Origin of the sequence: Colwellia sp. RE-S-Sl-9 (assembly GCF_048296855.1) — a bacterium.
Lineage (GTDB): Bacteria > Pseudomonadota > Gammaproteobacteria > Enterobacterales > Alteromonadaceae > Pseudocolwellia.
In genome coordinates this window covers 137,767-159,636 of the sequence record NZ_CP182631.1, presented here as the reverse complement: position 1 = coordinate 159,636, position 21,870 = coordinate 137,767, and the positions used below count along the sequence as shown (strand labels likewise).

The 21,870-nt window shown below is 36.5% G+C and carries 16 protein-coding genes; 7 read left to right on the top strand and 9 right to left on the bottom strand.

Going from position 1 to position 21,870, the window contains the following annotated elements:
• Positions 1 to 259 precede the first annotated feature (259 nt).
• The 6 genes from ACM9HF_RS00640 to ACM9HF_RS00615 all read right to left on the bottom strand — a co-directional run bounded on the left by ACM9HF_RS00640 (position 260) and on the right by ACM9HF_RS00615 (position 7,013).
• Entirely contained in the window at positions 260 to 1,021 is a 762-nt protein-coding gene (locus tag ACM9HF_RS00640) for a phytanoyl-CoA dioxygenase family protein (RefSeq protein WP_473613585.1), read from the bottom strand.
• 87 nt (positions 1,022 to 1,108) lie between these two features.
• A complete protein-coding gene (locus ACM9HF_RS00635; protein ID WP_473613584.1) occupies positions 1,109 to 2,560 on the bottom strand; it encodes an aldehyde dehydrogenase family protein in 1,452 nt (483 codons plus the stop codon).
• 191 nt (positions 2,561 to 2,751) lie between these two features.
• Positions 2,752 to 3,531, bottom strand: coding sequence for an enoyl-CoA hydratase/isomerase family protein (locus ACM9HF_RS00630; RefSeq protein WP_473613583.1), 780 nt, complete (start codon positions 3,529 to 3,531; stop codon positions 2,752 to 2,754).
• A gap of 10 nt (positions 3,532 to 3,541) precedes the next feature.
• Positions 3,542 to 4,678 (bottom strand): CaiB/BaiF CoA transferase family protein, encoded by a 1,137-nt coding sequence (locus ACM9HF_RS00625; RefSeq protein ID WP_473613582.1) that lies wholly within the window; start codon positions 4,676 to 4,678, stop codon positions 3,542 to 3,544.
• The gene (locus ACM9HF_RS00620) at positions 4,675 to 5,853 is read right to left on the bottom strand and encodes a CaiB/BaiF CoA transferase family protein (protein ID WP_473613581.1); all 1,179 of its coding nucleotides are present in this window, start codon (positions 5,851 to 5,853) and stop codon (positions 4,675 to 4,677) included. The genes ACM9HF_RS00625 and ACM9HF_RS00620 overlap by 4 nt, the downstream gene beginning before the upstream one ends.
• Positions 5,850 to 7,013: an extracellular solute-binding protein gene (locus tag ACM9HF_RS00615; RefSeq protein ID WP_473613580.1), complete on the bottom strand. Its 1,164-nt coding sequence runs from the start codon at positions 7,011 to 7,013 to the stop codon at positions 5,850 to 5,852. The genes ACM9HF_RS00620 and ACM9HF_RS00615 overlap by 4 nt, the downstream gene beginning before the upstream one ends.
• 450 nt (positions 7,014 to 7,463) lie before the next feature.
• Between ACM9HF_RS00615 and ACM9HF_RS00610 the strand changes: the two genes are divergently transcribed.
• From ACM9HF_RS00610 to ACM9HF_RS00595, 4 genes are read left to right on the top strand one after another with little or no spacing between them, the layout of a single operon-like run.
• Positions 7,464 to 8,618 (top strand): mandelate racemase/muconate lactonizing enzyme family protein, encoded by a 1,155-nt coding sequence (locus ACM9HF_RS00610; protein WP_473613579.1) that lies wholly within the window; start codon positions 7,464 to 7,466, stop codon positions 8,616 to 8,618.
• Positions 8,619 to 8,670: 52 nt separating this feature from the next.
• The gene (locus ACM9HF_RS00605) at positions 8,671 to 9,981 is read left to right on the top strand and encodes an MFS transporter (RefSeq protein WP_473613578.1); all 1,311 of its coding nucleotides are present in this window, start codon (positions 8,671 to 8,673) and stop codon (positions 9,979 to 9,981) included.
• 27 nt (positions 9,982 to 10,008) lie between these two features.
• Positions 10,009 to 10,677, top strand: a complete 669-nt coding sequence (locus ACM9HF_RS00600) for a bifunctional 4-hydroxy-2-oxoglutarate aldolase/2-dehydro-3-deoxy-phosphogluconate aldolase (RefSeq protein WP_473613577.1) — start codon at positions 10,009 to 10,011, stop codon at positions 10,675 to 10,677.
• Positions 10,670 to 11,701: an SMP-30/gluconolactonase/LRE family protein gene (locus tag ACM9HF_RS00595; RefSeq protein WP_473613576.1), complete on the top strand. Its 1,032-nt coding sequence runs from the start codon at positions 10,670 to 10,672 to the stop codon at positions 11,699 to 11,701. The genes ACM9HF_RS00600 and ACM9HF_RS00595 overlap by 8 nt, the downstream gene beginning before the upstream one ends.
• Positions 11,702 to 11,768: 67 nt before the next feature.
• On the opposite strand, the gene ACM9HF_RS00590 is transcribed toward ACM9HF_RS00595, so the two are convergent.
• Both ACM9HF_RS00590 and ACM9HF_RS00585 read right to left on the bottom strand, forming a co-directional pair.
• Positions 11,769 to 13,313, bottom strand: coding sequence for a tryptophan halogenase family protein (locus ACM9HF_RS00590; protein WP_473613575.1), 1,545 nt, complete (start codon positions 13,311 to 13,313; stop codon positions 11,769 to 11,771).
• Between the two features lie 126 nt (positions 13,314 to 13,439).
• Positions 13,440 to 16,304: a TonB-dependent receptor gene (locus tag ACM9HF_RS00585; protein WP_473613574.1), complete on the bottom strand. Its 2,865-nt coding sequence runs from the start codon at positions 16,302 to 16,304 to the stop codon at positions 13,440 to 13,442.
• Between the two features lie 726 nt (positions 16,305 to 17,030).
• Between ACM9HF_RS00585 and ACM9HF_RS00580 the strand changes: the two genes are divergently transcribed.
• From ACM9HF_RS00580 to ACM9HF_RS00570, 3 genes are all read left to right on the top strand, one after another.
• The gene (locus ACM9HF_RS00580) at positions 17,031 to 17,801 is read left to right on the top strand and encodes an IclR family transcriptional regulator (RefSeq protein ID WP_473613573.1); all 771 of its coding nucleotides are present in this window, start codon (positions 17,031 to 17,033) and stop codon (positions 17,799 to 17,801) included.
• Positions 17,802 to 18,007: 206 nt separating this feature from the next.
• Positions 18,008 to 20,407, top strand: a complete 2,400-nt coding sequence (locus tag ACM9HF_RS00575; RefSeq protein WP_473613572.1) for a glycoside hydrolase family 2 protein — start codon at positions 18,008 to 18,010, stop codon at positions 20,405 to 20,407.
• A 129-nt stretch (positions 20,408 to 20,536) separates the two neighbouring features.
• Entirely contained in the window at positions 20,537 to 20,908 is a 372-nt protein-coding gene (locus ACM9HF_RS00570; protein ID WP_473613571.1) for a cupin domain-containing protein, read from the top strand.
• Positions 20,909 to 20,921: 13 nt separating this feature from the next.
• On the opposite strand, the gene ACM9HF_RS00565 is transcribed toward ACM9HF_RS00570, so the two are convergent.
• Positions 20,922 to 21,782, bottom strand: coding sequence for a helix-turn-helix domain-containing protein (locus ACM9HF_RS00565; protein WP_077338431.1), 861 nt, complete (start codon positions 21,780 to 21,782; stop codon positions 20,922 to 20,924).
• Between the last annotated feature and the right edge of the window lie 88 nt (positions 21,783 to 21,870).

The window sequence follows — 21,870 nt, the reverse complement described above, 5'->3', positions numbered from 1 at the left end:
CCTTGACGAAGGTTTTGTAAAGAAAATAAATAAAGCCAACATGAAGATATCTCATATATACAAGCATTACTTTATATATAAAACCCCGAAACATCAAGAAGACATTATAAATCACAATGAAAACCAATACTTACTAAAAGCTTCACCATTAATAATCGTTAAATAGATATAAAAAAGAAAGGATTTAAATTTGTAGTGTTCAATTAATCTATTGATCTTTCTAAATTATTCTTCTTAGAAAGATCAATAGATAGTAGGTTTATGCCTTCCAATTAATAATAGCGTCGTCTTCAACTCTATTAAGTGGATAATAAATAGCTTCATTCTCTTTGAAAGATTTATTACTTAATGCGTTATAAGCACAAATCATTGACCACCTAGGCTCTGATGATTTATTTTGATTCGATTTATGCAATAAATTTGCATGGAAAAATAATACATCGCCAGGCTCAAGTTCAACATCAATCAATTCATGATGCTTTAATGCTTCCTCAACAAACTCAAGCTCAGCTCCCTTTTGATCACCTGTTTTAGTATGGTTGAGACGACCAATATGATGCGAACCTTTTAACACTTGTAAACAGCCATTCTCAATAGTCGCTTTATTAATAGCTACCATGCAGCTAATTTGTTTAGGGTATAAATAATAATTATCGTTATGCCAATAACCAAAATCTTGATGCCATTCCCAAGCGCCACCTACGTAAGGTTCTTTCATCATTATTTTTGTACTTGTGTGGTAAGCTTCTTCATTCAAAATAGCTTCTACTGAGTCAACTAAACGTCTACCTCGAGAGAACATGCTATAAAGCCCGTCATCCAACTCTTGCCAAATACACACTTTACTCACGGTACCTGAACTATCTTTTTTATCCCATGCTCTTTCATATAAAGAGTCATCGCTAAACGCTTTATTTTGAATAAGAGATATTTCATCATTACTGTAATAGTTTTTAGCAATGACATAACCATTTTTATGAAACTCGTTTATTTGATCTGCTGTTAACGCAATTTTAGACATGTTCTGCCCCTTTAAATTATTCATATAAGAACATTGGATTTATATAAGAATAATAAACGTAAAATATTAATTGTCAACAAAAATGAATTAATCATAATTGAAATAGACAGCTCTTTTTTGTAAATACCCTTCAATACCGTAGATACCATCTTCTCCACCAGTACCGCTTCGTTTGTGTCCTGAATGATACCCTTGTATGTATCCACATATCATTTTATTGACAAAAACAGTACCAACTTGCATATGATTAATAGCATGGAAAGCTGTTTTCATACTTTGTGTAAAAATATAAGCTGATAAGGCATCTTCACGATCGTTACAAATTTCAAGGGCTTCTTGATAATTGTCAACAACAACAATTGGCATAATAGGTCCGAAAATTTCGCTGGTTGCTAACGGCATATCTCGTTTTACATCACTCACTACCGTTGGCATGTACCAATGACCTTTTTTATATTCTTCACCTTGAGGTCTACCGCCGACTTCAACTTTTGCCCCCATGGCAACACTGTCTTTTAATAAGCCATCAATACGCTCAATACTCGCGCCTGTTACACTAGGGCCCATGTTTACATTACTCATAGGATCACCAAAAGTGATCTCTTTAACGCGTTCAACAACTCGTTTAGTAAATTCTTCTGCAATTCCTTTTTCCACAAGAACTAATTCATTACAAATGCACACCTGTCCTGAATTGGCATAACGAGAAATAACTGCGGCTTCTACAGCTTTATCTAAATCAGCATCGTTAAGTACTACAAATGATGCTTTACCGCCAAGTTCTAACACTAAACCAGAAACATTTTCGCCCGACGCTTTGTAGATTGCCTGCCCTGCACGAGTACTTCCCGTTAAAGAAACTAAGCGCGTACTTTTATGCGTTACCAAAGCAGAACTTACTTCAATGCCTTGACCACTCACTAAGTTAATAACGCCTTTAGGTAATCCTATTTCATCTACCACTTTACAAAACTCAACCGCTGTAACAGGCGTTGCTTCATGAGCTTTTAAAATCATGGAGTTTCCAGTAACAAGTGCAGGACCAATTTTTCGGCCAATTAAAGCAAGCGGATAATTATAAGCACATAAACCTAATGTAACGCCGTAAGGAACTTTTTGTATCCACAATTGCTCGTTAGCATTTTCGCTTGGGTAAATATTCCCCTCAATACGTCGAGCCGCTTCAGCAGAATAAGTTAAGTAGTTGATAGTGTCGTCAAATTCGCCATAGGCTTCAGCTAATGTTTTACCCTGTTCTTTAACTAATAACTCAGCAAAGTGATCTCGCTTTTCTTGTAAAGCATCAGCTATTTTTCGTATCCAATTACCACGTTCTATAGCAGGTAGTAATTGCCATGACTTTTGTGCTTTTTCTGATGATTCTACCGCTCGTTGCACATCTTCAATTGTACAATCAGGAACACTTGCCCAAATGGTTTCATCTGCAGGATTCTCAACTGCAAATGTTGCACCTGATGAAGCATTAACAAACTCTCCATCGATATAGCATGCATATTGTTTAATTGAATTACTGGTCATAACTGACTCCTTTAAAAGTGTTCTTTCTTAATATTTAATATATACCCGTTACCATTCAAGGTCCGTATTTCAGAGCACTTGAGCGATATCAATTCAAGGCAATGCTTTGTCATAATGAGTCATTCCTTTATAAGAAGCATTAACGAGTAAGTGATTTTTATCAAGCGCTTCTTCAATGGGTATAAAGTAGATTAGCGACCAGTAAATACTGGTAAACGTTTTTCAACAAAAGCGTTAAAACCTTCCTTTGCATCATCTGTATCGTAAAGCTGTGAAACTAATGTTTGCTCTAATGCCAGCGCTTCATTAATAGGTAACAATGCACCGCCATATACTGCTTTTTTAGTAGCCGCAATTGCTTTTGCGGGCCCCTGAGCTATTTTAGTTGCATAAGCGAGTACTTCTTGTTCAAAGGTTTCACTATCAATCAACCGATTAATTAAGTGATAGCTTATTGCCTGTTGAGGTGAAATAGGATCACCAGTGGTAAGCATTTCTAACGCAAGCGGTAAACCAATAAGTTTGGTTAATCGTTGACTTCCTCCATTGCCAGGGATTAGCCCTAACTTTATTTCTGGTAACCCTAATAAGTAATTACCATCAATACCTAGTCGAAAATCACAAGCAAGCGCAAGCTCTAAGCCGCCCCCTAAACAATGACCGTTAAGTGCTGCAATATAAATTTTGTTACTGTTTTCAATTAACGCTAAATTCTTACGAGCTTGATCAACCATAAGTTGATTTTCTGCGTTGCTGTTTTGCTGAAACATTTTAATGTCTGCGCCAGCACAGAAAAATTTCGCTGAGGTGCTATTGATAATAATGGCATTAACATTTTTATCGTTTTCAGCTAACAGCAGTTTTTCTTCCAACAAAGCTAACATCCCTTGATGGTAAGCATTAGCTGGCCCTCGGTTTAATGAAAGTACCGCAACAGATCCAATAACTTGGTATAAAATCTCATTATTCATTTGTGTTACCTTAACGATTGCTTTTATAAATTGCGTTATGTTCACCAAGCTTTGGTGCGCCTTGTTCAGCTAATAAAAATTCACCATCTATTCGGATAGGACAGCGTGTAGTTTCATATTGACTACCATCACTCATAGACACTGTTTGCAACATATCCAAAGCTTTAAAGCCATCATGAGCTAATAAATCCTCCCAATTAAGTACATCTGAACACCAGATATCGGCAGGTTCTAGTAACGATAACCAATATTGAGTTGTTTGATTAACTAAGTGAGTTTTTAAAAGTAATTTAATGTCATCTCGTTGAGCAAACCATTGGCTAGCATCAGTAAACGCAAGTAACGGCTCACATCCTAAAATTTGGCCTAACTGAGGAATCCCCCCCATTGAAATACAAATATAGCCATCAAGTGTTTTGTATAAACCATAAGCACCGCCAACCAAAGCATGCGCCCCGTTGATTTTATTTCGACGCGGTTGTTCTTGATCTTGGTAATACAAAGTTAACGGTTCAAATTGAAAGTCTAAAATAGCTTCAAGCATACTGACTTGTACTAAGGTTGAACTGTTATTGCTATCTTGGTTAATTAACGCAGCAAGTATTCCTTGTACCAACTGAGCACCAGCTAAAATATCAGCTACAGCAACCCCCATAGGAACAGGTCCATCTGAATCGTTACCAGACAACCAAGTTAACCCCGACAACGCTTGCAGCAATAAATCTTGTCCAGGTTTATGACTCCACGGACCATCGCAGCCATAACCGGTGATTTCACCGTAAATTACGCGAGGATTCAAAACTTGTACTTTGGCATAATCTAACCCTAGTTTTTTCATTACTGTGGGCCTAAAATTATTTATCACTACGTCTGCACGGGTAATAAGTGCTTCTATAATTTTTTTGTCTTCTGCATTTTTTAAATTTAAGGTTACACTTTTTTTATTGCGATTAATGGCTTGAAATAGAGAAGACTCTCCTAAAATATCACAATTGGACACATACAAACGGCGACACAAATCACCTTGTTCTGGCTGTTCAATTTTAATCACCTCAGCCCCTAAATCCGCTAAGCGTAAACTAGCCGATGGCCCAGATAAAAATTGAGTAAAATCTAAAACAACAACACCTTCTAATGGTTTTATCATGATTTAGTCTCCCTTGCAGAGCGATCAATAAGGTCTAATGAAAACTGCTTAGTTAAACTTTCATTTGCGTTACCTAATCGTGGGGCAGCTATTGAAGAAGCTAGTTTTTCACCATTTAATTGAATAGGACAACGTGTAGTGATCACCTTATGATTCTCACCACGAACAAGAGGTAGTTCCATTGATAATTGTTTATACGCGGGGTGCTGTAATAATTGAGCATAGGTATAAACGTCTGAACACCAAATATCTTGAGCTTCTAAGATATTTAACCAGTACTCTGTGCTTTTTTCTATTAGTACTTTTTGTAAAGTATTTTTTATTTCATCTCGATAAGTAAAGGCGTCTGCCAAATAATTTTCTGGTATAGGTTTACAGTCAATTAATTGTATGAGTTGTTGTAGATCTGTCATCGCAATAGCAAGATAGCCATCACTTGTTTGATAAATACCATAAGGCGCTGCAAGTAATGAATGAGCATTAGCTTGTTTACTGCGTATCGGTAAATCGAAGCCATTATTAAGGTATGTTGTTAGCCCTTCAAACTGAAAGTCGATAATAGATTCCATCAAACTTACTTCAATATGCGCACCAATTCCCTTACGCTTTCTCCTTACCAAACCAGCTAATATTGCTTGAGCAAAATGAGTACCACACATCATATCAGCTACTGCTAAGCCAAAAGGTACAGGATCAGAATCTTTATTGCCTGACTGCCAAGCAAGCCCTGAAAGTGACTGCGCAAGCAAATCTTGTCCTGGCTTGTGTTGCCATGGCCCTGTTTTACCGTAACCACTGACTTCACCATAAATGATGCTTGGGTTAATCGCCTGAACAGCTTTATGATCTAAGCCTATTTTCTCCATAATGCCAGGACGAAAATTATGCGTCATCACGTCAGCTTCTTTTATTAACGCTTTAACTTTCTCTAAGTCATCAGGGTTCTTTAAATCAGCACTGAAAGATTCTTTATTTCGATTAATGGTATGAAATAAAACGCTGTCTCCATCTACCCACATATTTTTAGTTGCGAGTTGTCTACAAGCATCACCTGTACCTGGACGTTCTATTTTTATTACGCGTGCCCCTAGATCTGCAAGGCGTAATCCTGCATAAGGACCAGCCAAATATTGGCTAAACTCTAATACAGTAATACCTTCAAGGGGCAGTTTCATAGTACGATACCTTTTGACTCTAAATACAAAGCGTTAAGTTTAGCTAATAATGCTTTTTCATCGCCGCCATTCATTAAATATTCACGGATAGGTTTACCACTATTGTCTTGAAAAAACATATGACCATGATATCTAGGACGTAAATAAGCGCGGTCTAACGTTGGTAAAGTATCTTTAAAATAGTTATCACAATTTTCATTAGCGTAATCAGACAACCATGCTTTTCTATGTCCTGGCTGCCCGCCAAAATCTATATAAAACGACTGCTGCATTTTCTCATTAGCAACAAATTGGGCGTATTGCGCAGCAATTTCTTTATGCTCAGAGTTAGCAGAAATAGCTAATCCCGTACCACCTAAGGTTGTACATAATCTATCAGTATTAGGTAAACTAACTGTATCAGCGAACTTAAGAAGCTTTCGAGCATAGTTTGGTTTTGCATAATTTGAATAACCATAAGCAAACGGACAATAAGCAAATTTATCAGTTTGTGTCATGGCTTCATAAACTTGAATAGGATTCCAATCAAAACAATCTTTGTCTAAATTCATTGACAATTCTCGTAATAACTTTAACGATTTTATACCTATTTCTTCGCTTACAACGTGCGTGTCTGATACGCAAACATCTTCGCCTAGCGTTGAACAAAGCATATAAAAATTCATTAAGGTATCTTGCGGAATAGATGGCACAGCAACTTTACCTAGCTTAGCAAGATGCATTAATTCTTCCCACGTATTGGGGATTTCTAAACCGAGTTCTTGTAAAAGATCTAAACGTGCAGACGCAACAGGTGTTGCGGCATCTATTGCTAAGGCGACTTGTTTATTTTGAAAACAGTAACTTTCGTGTGAATGCCCTACTGAATTATTAGCTTGGTCTGCTAAAAAATCTTCAGGGAGCCAATCGTTTAACGGCACAATAACACCTGTCTGCGCCGCAAACCCAGCCCAAGGATGATCAATAACTAAAAGATCATAACGTTTAGCTAATTTATCAATAGGTTCATCAGCAAAAGCTTGTAAAGAGCGCTTCTCCCATGAAATGCGTACATGTGGATTTAGTTCTTCAAAGCGTTGGGCGGTTGCGGCCATCGGTGTAAAACCTCGGGTATGACACCAAGTGATCCCGCGTAATTCTATATTTTTTGTTTGAGTCATGAGTATCTTCTATTACGGTTAATTATTTATATATAAATTCCATATACGAGTATAAATACAGATAAGCTAGTGTCAAGTGATGATTTAATACTCTATTTAAAAAATTTTAATTTTTGATAAAACATCCTTAGATTTAATCGCTTATTTTATTGTTTTTCAGCTAAAAAAATAGATAACATCAACAACAAACAAAACAAAAAAAACAATAAAAACAACAACAAAAGATTAATAATCCGTATTAAACTTAGTAAAAACAAAAAAATAACGTTTATAGATATAAGTACTATAAACTACAAACAATAAGACTTTTTCTGCTCAAGTATAACAAAATAAATCATTAAACCCTGTTAAATTATGTGTAATTTATTGTATATTGAGCATACTAACTACATTTTACATAAATAGAAACTCTGATAATTACACGAAAAATCTAAGTTTCGGAGAATTTACATGAAAATTACAAACATAAAAGCATATGGTTTTTGGGCAGGTTTCAGAAACGTTTGTTTAGTAAAAGTTGAAACAGATGAAGGTTTTTACGGCTGGGGAGAATCAGGGTTATCTGGTCGTGAAAAAGCGGTTATGGGCGCTGTAGAACACTTTAGAGAATTTTTGATTGGTAAAGATCCCACTAATATAAGTGCCCTTTGGCAAGAGATGTACCGCAGCCAATATTTTGAAGGTGGACGAGTTTTATCAGCAGCCATTGCAGCCATTGATATTGCTTTACATGATTTAGTTGCAAAAAGTTTAAACATTCCTGTATATCAATTGCTTGGCGGAAAACAACGAGACAGGATCCCCTTATTTGCTACAACAGTGGCTCCCATGGGCCCTGAATTAGTTGATGATGTATTACGACTCAAAAATGAAGGCTGGCAAGTTATAAGAACAACAACAGGCCAAGCAGGCGATGCCGAAAAAGCTGAGCTTTTTGATCCAAGAAAATCAATTAGTCAAGCCGCGATATGGCTAACTAAAGCAAGAGAAGCGCTTGGCCCTGAAATAACGCTAGGAATTGATTATCATCACAGATTGTCGGTACCCGAAACAGCCTCCTTTATTCAACGAATGCCCGTTGGCACCATAGACTTTATTGAGGAGCCTATTAGAAATGAATCTCCTACGGCTTACCAAGCACTTCGTCAAATGTGTGATATTCCTTTAGCAATAGGCGAAGAACTAACAAGTAAATGGGACTTTGCTCCCTATACAGAAACAGGCTTAACTAATTTTGGTCGTGTGGATATATGCAATGCGGGCGGCTTTACCGAATCAATGAAAATTGCCGCATTGTGTGAATTACATTACATAGACATGATGCCACACAACCCGTTAAGCCCAATATGCGCAGCCGCTTCAATTCATTACTGTGCTGCAATTCCAAACGTTGCATGGCTTGAGCTACCACCTTACGATGGTGATTTAACTGACTACGACCGTTATTTTGTCAATCGTCCTGAAGTTATAAATAACGCCTTTAATGTATCTGACTCCCCAGGTTTAGGTATAGACGTTAATGAAGATGAAATTAAAGATTTAACCTTTAAATACTGGGAAGCTCCTCGCTTATACAAAAGTGATGGCTCGTACACTAATTGGTAATTCACTATTAAAAAACGATATAAATAACAATATAAAAATAACGGAAATAAATATGGAAAACACCGAATTGATTGCTAAAGAGAAACCAACTAAAAAACGGTTTCACGTATTAACACTTGTTTTTTTGAGTGTTGTTATTAACTACATGGACAGAACAAACATTTCTGTCGCAGCAGCGGCATTAACTGAAGAACTAAGTCTGACTTCGGTTCAAATGGGCTTAATATTTTCAGCCTTTGGCTGGACTTATTCTATTTTGCAAATACCTGGAGGGATCACCGTAGACTTAGTTAAAACACGTATTTTATATCCTTTTATACTGGTCATGTGGTCATTAGCTACTTTAGTACAAGGTATGGTGAGTTCATTTGCTGCTTTAATTGGTTGTAGAATGGCTATTGGTGCTTTTGAAGCCCCTTCTTACCCATGTAACAACAAAATTATCACTACTTGGTTTCCAGAAAACGAACGTGCTTCTGCTATTGCAGTGTATACGTCAGGGCAATTTATTGGTTTAGCGTTTTTAATGCCATTTTTAGCGATTATTCAAGACAACTTTGGTTGGAGAGGTTTGTTTATTATTTCAGGTCTTATCGGTATTGTATGGGCCATAATCTGGTATATCTTCTATCGAGATCCACAAGATCATCCAAGTATTAATAAGCAAGAACTCACGTTAATTTCTGACACCGCACCAGCAGAAAACAAAGAAAAAAAAGAAGAAAAAAGCAAGTTTACCCGTGCAGACTTTATTTCTGTTTTTTCAAGTAAAAAGCTATGGGGAATTTATATAGGTCAATTTTGTTTAGGTGGAACATTAATGTTCTTTCTTACATGGTTCCCTACTTATTTAGTTGAGTATAGAGGTTTAGACTTTATTCAATCGGGGTTTTTAGCATCGGTTCCTTTTTTAGCTGCTTTTTTTGGCGTATTAATTTCTGGGTTCAGTTCAGACTATTTAGTGAGAAAAGGTGTATCTAAAGAATTTTCACGTAAAGCTCCTATTATTGTAGGGCTACTATTAACAACCTGTATTATAGGCGCAAACTATACAGACGATACCTTTTGGGTAATCACCTTCTTATCTATCGCCTTTTTTGGTAATGGCTTATCGTCAATTGCTTGGGTGTTTGTTTCATTGCTTGCACCAAAACATTTAGTTGGGTTAGTTGGTGGATGCTTTAATTCTATTGGTGGCCTTTCAGCTGTAGCGGTTCCAATTATTATTGGTTACTTAGTTCAAGATGGCGACTTTAAACCTGCCCTATTATTCATTTCAGCCTTGGCTGCTATTGGTTGCTTATCCTATTTATTTCTTGTTGGAAAAATACAGCGTATTGATGAGCCATTACCCGAAAAATAGATTAACACATAACATTTAGGTAAAAAAATGAGTTTATATTTAAACCAGCAACGTACTAACACCCTTAATAAAATTATTGAAAGTCAGTTAGTTGCTATAATACGCCTTGCGCAGCAATCAGAGATTGAATCGGTAATAAAGTGCTTAGTGGAAGGTGGTGTTACAACATTAGAAATTACGGCAAACACCCCAGGGTATTGTGAGGAAATCAGCAAAGCACGCGCTAATTATCCTGAAATACTCGTAGGAGCTGGTACTGTAATAAATACCGAAAGAGCTAACCTTGCTATTGAAGCAGGCGCACAATTTTTAGTGACACCTAATACAGAAAGCACTATTGTTCAACTGGCTCATTCTAAAGGTATTCCTGTTTTAATGGGGGCATTAACACCAACCGATATTGCACAAGCTATACACTTTAATGCTGACTTAATTAAAGTATTTCCAGCAGGAGCTTTAGGAGTAAACTATTTTAAAGGCCTTCAAGGACCTTTTTCAAATACACCTTTAATGCCTGTTGGTGGCGTAAATATAGATAACATAGAAGAATGGTTTTCAGCTGGGGCTATTGGTGTTGGAGTGGGTAACGACTTAACCCGTGCGGTAACAACACCGGAACAACAAAATAAATTAATAACGTTAGTGCAAGCTTATCTTGCAAAACTACCCAAAAACAAAGGGACTACACATGTATAAATTAACGTTTGCGTTAATGATATTAGCGCTTACTTCATGCGCTATTTCAAACACAGCTAACAGTAATGATGGTCATTTAGTCACAAGCGAAATTAAGCCGTCAATTGAAATTATCTCGCAAGAAGCCAATGCTATTTTAGATAAATCTGCTGTTATTAAAACCTTAGCGTCTGACTTTGCATGGACCGAAGGACCACTTTGGTTAACAAAAGAAGGCTACTTAATTTTTTCAGATATTCCTAATAACAAGATCATGAAATATCACCCTCTTGAAGGCGTTAGTGTTTATTTAGAGAATTCTGGCTCAACAGGATTACACAAAGGTGACCACACGCAAGGTTCTAACGGATTGTTGCTTGACCAACATGATAATTTAATACTTTTACAACAAGGTGATAGACGAATAGCAGTAATGAATGCGCCTACCTCATCACCAAGCAATAACTTTAAAACTCTGGCGGGTTACTATAATGGCAAACGTCTTAATAGCCCTAATGATGCAGTATTACATTCTGACGGTAGCTTATTTTTTACGGATCCTCCTTATGGCTTAAAAGACATAATGGATGACAAACGAAAAGAGCTTACTTTTCAAGGCATATACCGTTTAGCACCAGATGGTAACTTACAACTACTTGACGACAAAATTAGCTTCCCGAATGGTATTGCTATATCAGCAGACGAAAAAACCTTATATGTGGCAGTTTCCGATCAATCATTCCCTCATTGGTTAGCTTACGATTTATCGTCTGATGGTAAAGTAAGTAACAAACGAGTACTGATAGACGCAAGCGAATTTATAGGTGTAGCAGGAGAGCAAGGCATGCCAGATGGCATGGCGGTTCATTCAAGCGGACTTATTTTTGCTACAGGCCCTGGTGGAGTTTGGTTAATTACACCTAAAGGGAAAGTATTAGCAAAAATTAAAACCGGTAAACTTACCGCTAATTGCACCTTATCTGCCGATGAAAAGACCCTTTATTTAACCGCTCATAACACGTTAATGAGTGTAGCGCTTAAGTAACTTCAATTTAATCAAAAATAAAGGCCTAATTTTTATAACACAATAAAAATTAGGCCTTATATAAAAGCTACTCTCTAATTTCCTTCAAAAAAGTACGATTCTGCTTTAACCTTGATAAGCATTGCGCTGTTTGTTGCTGAACCAGATTAAAATGAGAAACTGCACTGGTTTCTTGAATAATAGAAGGACGGATGTGAAGTTGACTTTTAAACCCCATGCCACATAAAACATATTGATAACTCGCTGAAGGAAACATTTGTATTCGATCAAAATCATAATGCCATGGAACCTGTTCCTGCCATATATTAAGCAAACGAGTTAGGCTTTCAGGAATACTCGATAGCTCGCGATTATCTCTCCAAAACATTCCCGTATCACGTTGACTCAGTACATAATGCAATTTTAAAAAGTCTATCGTTGATTGCCAATGATGTAATAAACGTTCATTAAACCGTTGAGCAATCACGTCCATCCCCTGTCGTGTTTGAGGCAGCTGTTGCGCGATCATATTTGCCGAAATTTCTACAAGCGCTAAAGATGAGGCTTCGAGTGGCTCAACAAACCCCGCAGACAATCCAACAGCAACGCAGTTATTTTTCCAAAAAACTTCTCTATATCCAGGTTCAAAAACAATTTTTTTAATAGATTGCTCATCTATTTTTTTGCTGTTTTTATTCGTTTTTTTAATATAATCAAGTAATTGCTGTTTAGCTTTTTCTTCACTTATATATTCACTTGCATATACATGCCCTACGCCCCTACGGCTATATAAACCTATATCCCAAATCCACCCCGCCTCTTGTGCTGTAGATAATGTTACTGAGGCGATAGGGCTTTCATCGTCTATATAAGGAACTTGTACAGCAAGTGCTGAATCAATAAATAACGTGTCTTTTTTAGAAATAAAGGGGACTTGATAATGCTTACCAATTAACAGCGCACTTCTTCCCGTACAATCAACAAACAAGTCGCCATTAACTACGCCATTTTTACTAGTGTTAAGTGCTTTTATGTCATTATTTTTTAAGTCCGACAACACAGATAGCACATCATCACTTATGTAATTAATTTTAAGCTTATTTAAGCAATAATCTTTCAAAAATTTAGCAAATAATCCCGCGTCTAAGTGATAGCCATAATTACAAACAAAGGCATATTCAGGTGTAGATATTTGCTTGGGTGCCATATGATGTTCGCAAATAACTTCTTGTGGTGATACCAATTCAGAAAAGGATATTTCATAATCTTTCGCCATCCAATGCCAAGCTAAATTACTTTCATTAAAATCTTGGGGTAAAGAAAATGGGTGATAATAGCTGTTTGAATAATTATCATTATTCCACTGACAAAACTTAGATCCCTGCTTAAATGAAACATCGCATGAACGTATAAAATCTAGCTCGCTCACACCCATTTTTCTTAGCGTATTACGCATGGTTGGCCACGTTCCTTCGCCAACACCAACAGGTTCAATAGATGGCGACTCGATTAACGTAATATTAATTGAGTCAGCGCCATACATACTCTTAATGGTTGAAGCTAAAACACCTGCGGTTAGCCACCCCGCTGTACCACCTCCAACAATAATGATATTTTTAATGAGTTTAGTCATAACCCTACTCCATAAAAAAAGAGACTGCCCCCTGAAAAGAAGCAGTCTCAAAATGCATAGTTCCTGTGGGAGATACGTATGCATGCAAACAATTGCAGCTTTTAAATAACCCTAGTATAAAAGTATTTAAAAATTCGCTCGAATACCAACAACGTATCTACTACCAAAGTCTTCGGCTGCTAAAAACTGATTTTCATAGCGACCATAACGATGAGCCGTTTCTTCCAGTATATTTAATCCTTCAAAAACAATGGTAATTGATTCATTAATATCGTAACTCATATTAAAATCTATTTGACCATAAGCTTTTGTAAATACGGGTTCATTTGGACTATGAAACTGATTAGTATTCAACAGAAAGTCATCGCGCCAATTATAAGCGATACGTGCTTGAAAGCCGTTTTTGTCATAAAAAGCCACAAGGTTAGCTGAATCACTTAAGCCAGTTAAAGAAACACTTTGCTCAAATGACGAAGGATCAAACTCAACATCGCCATCAACTAACGTAAAGTTAAACTGTCCACCAAAACCTGATTCACCAAACATATGTTGTAAAGCAAATTCCCAACCACTTACCTCTGCATCTTCAAGGTTTTTAGGGGTAATCACGGCAAAATTAACATCAGGATCACTTGGCTGAGAAAGACAATTGGTATTATAAGGCTCTGTTGATGCATCTGGACAACCTGCCCTTGGATTGACAGAAGGATCGGTAAGGGGTGTACCATCAGCACCATTGATTGTTCTATTCTCTACAGTGGTACCAATAAAGTTATCAACAAATTTATGGAAGTAGCCCAACGATACATAACTACCCTCGTCGTAATACCACTCTAAAGAAAGATCGATATTATTTGAAGTATAAGGTAATAAATTAGGATCGCCTTGTGTTGCATTAAAAGGGCCACCTGGTCTCATATTGGTAATTTTAGTTGCGGGTGCAATAGCCGTAACATCACTACGCGTTAACGTTCTGCTATAAGAAAAACGACCTACTACATCTTCATTAAATTCTAAACTGATATCGAGGTTAGGTAAAAATTCAGTATAACCGCCATGTAATGTATCAAGGCTTACTTCACTACCTGGTGGAAAATACCCACGAATTTCCTCTTCATGCAAATATACCAAGCTCGTAGGTAACGTCGCCGTTGACGAAGCTGTTACGTCGGTATCTTCATAACGTAAACCAACGTTCATAGTGATAGGAAGGCCATTAAATTCATTGATCAAATCAAATGATATATACGCTGAAAAAGTATCTTCAGTAATATTATCAATTGATACTGGATCTTCATTAATATAACCGCCATCAGTTATCGCTTGATTAACAATACCAGGGTCTGAATTAAACTGCATATCAAATAAATGTTCAGAGCCACTAAAATTATTACCAACATTTGACGGTGTAAACGATAAACCTAAACTATCAATATCAAGTACGTCATAAATAACGCTAAAACCAAAACGTTTATTCGTGTCAAACTTGTATTTAAGACCACCAATACCAAAATTAATATTAGCTAAAGATCCATCACTTAAGTTTTCCCATTCCCCACTTAATCCCCACTGCTGAATATTATTTTTAATTTCATGACCACGAACAACCACAACATCTCCATCAACGTTATTAAGTGAATAGGGGTCATAGTTAGCAGGAATAGGTGCAGGAGCACTAGGATCTTCCGTTGTTAACGTTGGTTGAGCAAAAACAGCGGGAACTTCAGCGCCCGTGAAATCTAAACCAATATCAACATATCTGGCATCTGCAGGTGTACTAATAACGGTAGTAAATTCACTAATTTCTCCACCCGGTTGAGTTTGCGACGTTGAATCGTGGGCATCAAAGCTAAGTTGTAAACTGTCAGTTGCTTGCCAAACAATATTTAATCCCATTGAATCATTTTCAGTTTCAACAACTTGATGAGTACTTGTATAATTTAAACGGTGATTTTTATGGCGAGGATTAATAACGGTACCGTTACTGTCTACCGTACCCGTGGTATTTACATCAGAGTCAAACCAAAATCCAGTTAAAATACGATCAATAGATTCATCAAAGCGCGAGCCAGTATAATCTAACGTAAGGGTTAGATTATCCGTTGCTGCATATTGGGCAACAAACTGCATATTATCTCGTTTACGTTCATGATCGCCATATTCAACAGCAAAGTTACGAGGCACCCAAAAAATACCGTCAGGATTATCTGGGTTAGTTATACCTGATGAATCAATTCCAGTATAAGTAGAGCCATCATCAGCTAACCAACCGTCATTTACCACGGCTTCCTTACGACTATCACGCTCAGAACGTGAATAAGCGACTAACAAACCTAATTTACCATCTAGGAATACATTACTATACAAACCTGAAATTTCCGGAGTAATATCATCGCCATTTACATTACTTGTATCCATAATTCCTTTAGCAGACAAAGATACTTTTTGCTCTCCATAAGTTAAAGGTTTCGCGGTTTGTAAATCGATAGTTGCACCGATACCCCCACTGTTTATATGCGCTTTACCTGTTTTATAAACATTTACCCCTGAAACAACTTCAGCAGCAATATGCTGAAAATTAAAGGCACGATTAATAGCACCGTCAGTGGATAATGTTGAAGAAGTAGGCATCGCACGGCCATTTAACGTAACCATATTAAAGGTAGGGCCAAAACCACGAACAGAAACCTGATTACCTTCATTGTTTGAACGGTCAATAGAAACCCCAGTGATCCTTTGTAAAGATTCAGCCAAGTTAGTATCGGGAAACTTACCAATATCTTCCGCGGTAATAGCATCTACTACACCGCTAGACTCTCTTTTAATATTAGCAGAGCTTGCAAGGGAGCTTCGTATACCAACAACTTCAATAACTTCAGTTTCTTGTTTTTCATCTTCAAATGCAAAAGCATTTGGAGCCATATTTAATGTCACTAATGCAACTGCTGTTGCCACCTTGCTACGCGTGAATTCCCGATTAATATTTTTCATGATTCCCCTTCAATAATATTTTTTATAATTAGATTTAAAGCCTATTCCTTAATTAATTTTTAACGCTATATTGTTCGTTAATCAACCAACCACAAATAATATTACACACAATTACTAACATATCAATCATCAATTGACATATTTTAACATTCTAAAATATAGATATTGTGTATTTTAAGATTAAGTATCTAACAATAAAGAAGTACATTTCTTATAAACATAGAATAATAACAATAGCGCTATAACCTCAGAGTCTGCTTTTAAAGGTTTTTTTATTCAAATAAAGTCATATCAGTACGGGTCTTCATTTATTAATGGTACTCAGCTATTTAATTCATAAAGTAGTAGCAGATGACTCCAAAAAAACCTTACTAACCTGAACTCGGTTTAAGAGATGTTTAATAAATTGAAATATAAAAAAATAGATTCATTGAGCCTCTAGCTTCATAGTTTTTCTTAATTCAAGGCAAATTTCGCGTCAATAGCTAGTCTATTGCAAGTAAATTTAACGCAGAAATCAGGAAAAATAGCTGCTAGAGAAGCATTTGTTAAGCCGAGTTCAGGTTTATTAATAGCTTTTAGCTTACTTTTATTCTCATATGAATTTTGTAATACGGATATAAATCCATTTATACTTACCTCAAGCTATGATTTAATAGACTTAATCAAAAAACGTACATTACCTTGTACCTTTCAGATAATTAATAATCAATCCGTAGGGAAAACATGAGCGAAGAAAAAAGTAATAAATATGCAGTGCCCGCACTTGATAAAGGCATGGATGTTTTAGAGTTTTTAGCATCAAAAGCAATGCCACTTTCACAAACAGAAATAGCCCACGGCATTAACCGTTCTGCCAATGAAATATACCGTGTTTTAATCGGCTTAGAGAACCGTGGTTACTTAGTTAGAGATGAAATTTCCGGTAAATACAGCGTATCGCTAAAGCTTTACAGTTTATCGAGAAAAATATCGCCAATTGATCAATTGCGTGAAACCGCTATTCCTATTATGGACGATTTTTCCGCCCAATCAGGCCATGCCGCTCACTTGAGTATTTTGTATCAAAGTAAAGTCATGGTTGTTATTCATTCTCGCAGCCATGCACCTATATCGCTTTCTATTGCCGAAGGTACATTGTTTAATACCGTTGACACGACCTCTGGACGAGTATTATTAGCAAACAGTAATGAGGCCGTTAAAAACTTAATTTATGAACGCGACGACACTTATCAAAAAATGAGTAGTAACGATAAAAAACAGCTTGAGCAAGAACTACAAGATATTTTAGTTAACGGACATTGTTTTAGAAAAAGTTTACTTACTGACGGAGTTACCGATTGTGCTTCTATTATAGGTCACCCAGAAGGTGCGGTAATCGCGGTATTAGCGGTATCCACCTTTACTTCATCGCTAGGCGACGAAGATAATATTCAATCATTAATTCAAAGAGTAAAAGAAACTGCAAACAAAATAAGTTCACGTGTTGGCTGTTAAAATGCTTATGCTGATCCTCCTTATTAACTGATGATTTCAAAAATATTAACGATTAATCCAAGCCAATGCTTGGATTTTTTTTTGCTGTTTTTTGTTGACATATTCATATTTAAATAATAAATTCATATAAAAATAAGTGTATTATTCATTCAATGTTTAATACATAAATAAATTAATTTTCCTAAAATTCAAAATAGAGAATAAATATGTCTAGAGAAATCATTGATTTAAGTGGCTGTAAATGGCAAATGGAAAGAATGCGTCCTGGCCAAGGTCAAATTGAAGGATTGCACTTATTACCCGCTGAGTATCAAGGTACTCATTTCAGCTGGAATTTTGCCACAGTGCCTGGCGATGTTTATTCAGATCTACATCGCGCCAATGAAATAGATGATCCTTTATTTGGTAGAAACATGCATAAAGCCAAATGGGCTGCAGAATATGAATGGTGGTACTGTCACCGTTTTGCAGTAACAGAAACAATGAAAAATAAAAAAATAAGAATTGTTTTTGAAGGTGTCGATTATAGTTGTGAAGTATGGCTTAACGGCACTTATCTAGGCCGTCATGAAGGCATGTTTTCATCGTTTGAGTTTGATATTACCGATTGTGTTAGCTGGGCGGATTGGCGCGGTGGTGCAAATATGTTGATGGTAAAATTAGATCCACCACCTAAAAACTATCGTAACTGTGGTGGTAAAAAAGTTAACTTCTCTGGCGATTACTTTTCAGGTTTAGTGCCTTTTGGTATTTGGCGTCCGGTACGAATAGAAGCAACTGAACAAGTTCGTATTGATAGTGTCCGCACCGATATTACTGTGCAAAACGACTCTATTATCGATGGTTGCGGCCATGCTAATGTTAATCTAATTGTTGATATTGAAAACCACACCAATACAGATCAAAACATCAAACTTTCCGGTACGTTAACAGGTAAAAATTGCGAAACAAGCACTACTGAGTTTTCACTAGAAGTCACAGTTGCTAAAGGCGCAAGCAAAATCAACACAACAATTTCTATTGAAAACGCCAAGCTTTGGTGGCCTTGGGATATGGGTGATCAAAACTTATACACCTTAGGTCTCGTTATTCAAAACGCTACCTCTGATGCACCAATATTATCATTAGACAGTACTTCAGAAACCATTGGGCTACGTGAAGTAACTATGGACTTTAATCCTGGTTACGATAACGAATTCCCATGGACATTTATTATTAATGGCAACAAACACTTTTTACGCTCTGCTTGCTGGGGTGGACAACCTTCATTCTTCTATGGCAAAAATAGCCTTAAAAAATACGAAGATCGCTTAGCCATGGTTAAAGAAGCTAACATTAACAACTTACGTATTTTTGGCTGGCATCCACCTGAAATTCCTGACTTTTATAGAATATGTGATGAACTAGGCATAACCGTATGGACTAACTTTACCTTAGCGACTCAAGCCTACCCTAAAGAACAATCATTTATTGATGGCGTACTACACGAGTGTATTGCTACGGTAAAAGAGCGTCGTAATCATCCTTCTCAAATATTCTGGATGGGTGGAGAAGAAGTATTTTTCTCTGGTGCTCATGAAGAAAGTGGCAATAAAGCCTTAATGGAGATTATAGGCGAAAAAGTTAAAGAAAATACCAATATTCCCTATGGATTGGCATCACCATTAAGTTCAGAGTCTGCACAAAACATGGGCTTTAGAGCAAATGAATCAATGCATGCTAATGAGCATTACTATCAGGGTGGCAAAGAATATATGGAAGAATATTATCCTGCACTTGATTGCGCCATTATTCCTGAGCTAACAGCCGCTTCAGCACCAAATATTGAAAGCCTCAAAAAGTTTATTCCTGAAGATGAACTTTGGCCAATGGGCCCAAGCTGGGCATATCATTGGGCCGATATCGACATGTTAATCAACCTAAATTTTGAAGTATTTAATGATTACAAAATGGGGTCTTTAGCTGAATTTGTTGAAGCCACACAAATAGCACAAGGTACAGTTATTCAATTTGCTTTAGAGACCTATCGTCGTCGTAAACCAAAAATGAGTGGTGTCGCTTTATGCCACTTTATTACTCATGTACCTGATATAAAATGGGGAGTGGTTGATTATTACGGTAAGAAAAAAATAGCGTTTGATTGGCTAAAACGCTCTTACGCCCCTTTACTGCCAAGTTTACAATTTAAAAAACGCCGTTGGAATGCTGGCAGTACGTTTACTGGGCAGCTATGGATAGTAAACGACTACCAAAAAGCATTTAACGACTTAACACTTGAATGGAAAGTATTATATGAAGGCAAAAACACGAATGTTTCAGGCAGTCAAAAAGTCAATGTTGATCGCGATAGCTCTACTGCATTTATCGATATAGATTGGCAACTACCGGACAATGCTGAAGGCACCTTTGATGTTGCTTTAGTGATTAAAGATGATGAGGGTAGCGTTTTGTCTGACAACAACTACACCTTACTTATTGGCGATCAACAAACAGCAAAGGCCAAAAGTTTAGCTTACTTAGCAGAGGCTGATGCACGTTTAGAAAAATATGGTCATAGTATCTACAGGTATTGGCCAGAAATGTGGGAAGATCAAGACGAGCTATAACACTCATCTCACAATTAAACGAATAAAAACAACAAAAAATCAAAAGCAAAAGACAGGTGCTCTACTTAACGTTTCAGGTTAAGTAGAGCACCTATATTACAACAAACAGACACAACAAATAGGTGATTTATGGCTTCAGTTATTGAAATGCTCGCCAACTCTGGCAACAGTAAACTTGTTCGAAAAAATGCTCCCGATATATCCATTGATGAATTTCCCGAGGGATGGGACGGCGTATCAATTGAATATGCAGATGTATTTATGTTTATTTTTACGATACAACCTGATGCTGCAGAGTTTCCAATACATTCCTCACAAGACAAATGGCTTGCCTATGTGATTAGTGGATCAGGAACATTAATTGCGGGTAATAGTCAAAATGAGCAAACACAAAGTATGGAATACAAAGCAGGTGATTTTATTAGCTTTGAAGCAGACACGCCCCACGGTTGGAAAAACAACAAGCAGCTCAGTAAAATACTATTTACTAAAACTTGTTAAAGCTTCATGGAGTTTAACTACGGCTTTTAACGCCTATGCGATATTTATAAGGTGTTGTATTAAAATGCTTTTTAAATTGAGCAATAAAATGAGACGGGCTTGAAAAATCAAGCTCGTAACTAATATCAGTTATCGACCTTTCTGTTTGGCTTAACAATCGAGCCGCACTATATAATTTGTGATTTAAACTGTATTCAGAATAATTACACCTAAATATTCGCTTAAACATACGTGAAAAATGCGAAGGCGATACAAAGCACATTTCTGCTGCTTCAGTTAAAGAAATATCAACATAAGGACTTTGTCTAAATAAGTCGATAACCGGAGACAACTTCTCGTAATTTTGGCTAGATGTTAGCGAAATAGTATTCGGCATTTTTATGGCTTGTGCTTTATCTGAAATCCATAAAATTAACAGCCTTAGTAACAACAAGCTTTTGCCATCTAATGGGTTTTCTAAATAACATTGGTGTAACCATTTAACTTGCATTTGAACAATCGCAATATCTTCTTTTTTCAACCTAAGTTGTTGGCCTTGCTGTAATAAAAAACTCACTTTTTGCAGTTCAGGCTGGTTAAGTACTTCAGGAATAAACTGAATAATATACCAAGACTTTGGTCGCTCGCTTAATTCAAAGTTATGAGTTTCTAATGCGGGTGTATAAACAATGTCATTATCAAGTAGTTTTGACTCACCTTGATTATAGTAATAGTCCCCTTCTATCTGTTCAAAAATAATAAACTCATGCACCTCATGAAAATGCATAAAACATGAATAAGAGTCGTTTTCACCATATTCCACTTTATGAATTTCAAACTGATACCCCTCTTTTATACAAAAAGGTTCGCAATATACTTTATTTTTATCAGGCATAATCAACAACAAATATTCTACACTTACGTAATAAATACCACGATAAAAACAAAATAAAAAGCATAATTATGATATTTATTGAAAGTTA

Bases quoted from the DNA above. Each gene is read 5' to 3' on its own strand.
- ACM9HF_RS00640 (WP_473613585.1), bottom strand. From the start codon at position 1,021: ATGTCTAAAATTGCGTTAACAGCAGATCAAATAAACGAGTTTCATAAA.
- ACM9HF_RS00635 (WP_473613584.1), bottom strand. From the start codon at position 2,560: ATGACCAGTAATTCAATTAAACAATATGCATGCTATATCGATGGAGAG.
- ACM9HF_RS00630 (WP_473613583.1), bottom strand. From the start codon at position 3,531: ATGAATAATGAGATTTTATACCAAGTTATTGGATCTGTTGCGGTACTT.
- ACM9HF_RS00625 (WP_473613582.1), bottom strand. From the start codon at position 4,678: ATGATAAAACCATTAGAAGGTGTTGTTGTTTTAGATTTTACTCAATTT.
- ACM9HF_RS00620 (WP_473613581.1), bottom strand. From the start codon at position 5,853: ATGAAACTGCCCCTTGAAGGTATTACTGTATTAGAGTTTAGCCAATAT.
- ACM9HF_RS00615 (WP_473613580.1), bottom strand. From the start codon at position 7,013: ATGACTCAAACAAAAAATATAGAATTACGCGGGATCACTTGGTGTCAT.
- ACM9HF_RS00610 (WP_473613579.1), top strand. From the start codon at position 7,464: ATGAAAATTACAAACATAAAAGCATATGGTTTTTGGGCAGGTTTCAGA.
- ACM9HF_RS00605 (WP_473613578.1), top strand. From the start codon at position 8,671: ATGGAAAACACCGAATTGATTGCTAAAGAGAAACCAACTAAAAAACGG.
- ACM9HF_RS00600 (WP_473613577.1), top strand. From the start codon at position 10,009: ATGAGTTTATATTTAAACCAGCAACGTACTAACACCCTTAATAAAATT.
- ACM9HF_RS00595 (WP_473613576.1), top strand. From the start codon at position 10,670: ATGTATAAATTAACGTTTGCGTTAATGATATTAGCGCTTACTTCATGC.
- ACM9HF_RS00590 (WP_473613575.1), bottom strand. From the start codon at position 13,313: ATGACTAAACTCATTAAAAATATCATTATTGTTGGAGGTGGTACAGCG.
- ACM9HF_RS00585 (WP_473613574.1), bottom strand. From the start codon at position 16,304: ATGAAAAATATTAATCGGGAATTCACGCGTAGCAAGGTGGCAACAGCA.
- ACM9HF_RS00580 (WP_473613573.1), top strand. From the start codon at position 17,031: ATGAGCGAAGAAAAAAGTAATAAATATGCAGTGCCCGCACTTGATAAA.
- ACM9HF_RS00575 (WP_473613572.1), top strand. From the start codon at position 18,008: ATGTCTAGAGAAATCATTGATTTAAGTGGCTGTAAATGGCAAATGGAA.
- ACM9HF_RS00570 (WP_473613571.1), top strand. From the start codon at position 20,537: ATGGCTTCAGTTATTGAAATGCTCGCCAACTCTGGCAACAGTAAACTT.
- ACM9HF_RS00565 (WP_077338431.1), bottom strand. From the start codon at position 21,782: ATGCCTGATAAAAATAAAGTATATTGCGAACCTTTTTGTATAAAAGAG.